Below are 2,207 nucleotides of genomic sequence, written 5' to 3'. Positions count from 1 at the left end.
TGTCGGCAACGGCTCAATCTGAGACCACTTCCACCGGATGAATTGTGGCCCTCCTGGGCGGCCTGACTCGTTGAGTCAGGCCGGGAGGATGGGTGATCAGCGTGGAGGACTGGGCGGAGATCCGCCGGTTGCATCGGGCCGAGCAGATGCCGATCCGGGCGATCGCACGGAAGTTGGGGATCTCTCGGACCACGGTGCGACGGGCGGTCGCCAGCGACCGGCCGCCGAAGTACGAACGGGCCCGGAAGGGGTCGATCGTGGATGCGGTCGAACCGAAGATCCGCGAACTGCTCGAGGTATGGCCGGACATGCCGGCGACCGTGGTGGCCGAGCGGATCGGCTGGCAGCACGGAATGACCGTGCTGCGCGATCGGTTGCGTGAGCTCAGGCTCGACTATCTGCCGGCAGACCCAGCCTCCCGGACTGGCTATGAGCCCGGTGAACTGATGCAGTGTGATCTGTGGTTCCCGCCGGCAGAGATCCCGCTGGGGTTCGGGCAGACGGGCTGTCCGCCAGTGCTGGTGATGGTGGCCGGCTACTCGCGATGGATCATGGCGAGGATGCTGCCGACCAAGGCCGCGGCCGACTTGATCGCCGGGCACTGGCAACTGCTGACCGGTCTCGGGGCCGTCCCCAGGGCCCTGGTCTGGGACAACGAGGCCGCCGTCGGTTCCTGGCAAGGCGGACGGCCCCAACTCACCGAAGACTTCGCGGCGTTCGCGGGACTGCTGGGCATCCGCGTGATTCAGTGCCGCCCGGGCGACCCGGAGGCCAAGGGACTGGTCGAGCGGGCGAACGGCTATCTGGAGACCAGCTTCCTGCCCGGCCGCGTCTTCGCCTCGCCGAGCGACTTCAACATCCAGCTGGCCGACTGGCTGGCCAAGGCCAACCGGCGCATCCACCGCACCCTGCAGGCCCGCCCGGCCGACCGGATCGAGGCGGACAAGGCCCGCATGCTGACCCTGCCGCCGGTCGATCCGCCGGGCTGGTGGCGGACCAGCCTGCGGCTTCCGCGTGATCACTACGTCCGCATCGACACCAACGACTACTCCGTCCACCCGCTGGCGATCGGCCGTCGCATCGAGGTCAAGGCCGACCTGGACCAGGTCCTGGCGTTCTGCGAGGGCACCGAGGTCGCCCGGCATGCCCGCTGCTGGGCCCGCCACCAGTCGCTGACCGACCCCACCCATGCGGCCGCCGCGAAGGCAGGCCGCGAACGGGCCCGGCAACGGCCCGTCCCCGCCGACCAACTCGATGTCGAGCAGCGGCCGTTGGACACCTACGACCGGATCTTCGGCGTCATCGACGGCGGCCTGAGCACCGGTGAGGGAGTCGCCTGATGGCTACCAAACAGACCACGAACAGCCGCGACGTCTCCTCCGAACTCGTTTATCTCACCAAGGCATTGAAGGCGCCGGCCCTGCGGGACGCGGCCGCCCGGCTGGCCGAACGGGCCCGCGACGAGGGCTGGACGCATGAGGAGTATCTCGCCGCCTGCCTGCAGCGGGAGGTCGCCGCCCGCGACAGCCACGGCGCCGAGGGCCGCATCCGCGCGGCCCGTTTCCCCTCCCGCAAGTCGCTGGAGGACTTCGACTTCGACCATCAGCGGTCCGTCAAACGCGAGGTCATCGCCCATCTGGGCACCCTGGACTTCGTCGTCGGCAAGGAGAACGTCATCTTCCTGGGGCCGCCCGGCACCGGCAAGACCCACCTCGCCACCGGGCTCGGGATCCGGGCCTGCCAGGCCGGGCACCGGGTCGCGTTCGCGACCGCCGCCCAGTGGGTCGCCCGCCTCGCCGACGCCCACCAGGCCGGCCGCCTGAGCGACGAGTTGACCCGGCTCGGACGGATCCCGCTGATCGTCGTGGACGAGGTGGGCTACATCCCCTTCGAACCCGAGGCCGCCAACCTGTTCTTCCAGTTCATCTCGGGCCGCTACGAACGCGCGAGCGTGATCGTGACCAGCAACAAGCCCTTCGGCCGCTGGGGAGAGGTCTTCGGCGACGACACGGTCGCCGCCGCGATGATCGACCGCCTCGTCCACCACGCCGAAGTGATCTCTCTGAAAGGCGACAGCTACCGCATGCGCGGCCGCGACCTCGGACGGGTTCCCGCCGCCAACACCGGGGAATGACCAACATCAACTGAGAACACGAGGTCCACTTTTCATCTGCTGCCCGTGGTCCACGATTCAGCCGTTACCGACA

At 69.0% G+C, this 2,207-nt stretch carries 2 protein-coding genes; both read left to right on the top strand.

What is annotated here, in order from left to right:
- Positions 1–92: 92 nt before the first annotated feature.
- Positions 93–1,340 (top strand): IS21 family transposase, encoded by a 1,248-nt coding sequence (gene istA, locus ACTWQO_RS48400; RefSeq protein WP_443243799.1) that lies wholly within the window; start codon positions 93–95, stop codon positions 1,338–1,340.
- Positions 1,340–2,134: an IS21-like element helper ATPase IstB gene (gene istB / locus ACTWQO_RS48395; RefSeq protein ID WP_443243798.1), complete on the top strand. Its 795-nt coding sequence runs from the start codon at positions 1,340–1,342 to the stop codon at positions 2,132–2,134. Before istA ends, istB begins: the two co-directional genes overlap by 1 nt.
- The last annotated feature ends 73 nt before the right edge of the window (positions 2,135–2,207 follow it).

It is taken from the genome of Streptomyces sp. 4N124 (assembly GCF_052245395.1).
Taxonomy (GTDB): Bacteria; Actinomycetota; Actinomycetes; order Streptomycetales; family Streptomycetaceae; genus Streptomyces.
The sequence above is the reverse complement of the archived record's forward strand: the minus strand, read 5'-3'. Positions and strand labels throughout refer to the sequence as shown.

Excerpts from the sequence above, each read along its gene's own strand:
- istB (WP_443243798.1), top strand. The coding sequence starts at position 1,340 with ATGGCTACCAAACAGACCACGAACAGCCGCGACGTCTCCTCCGAACTC.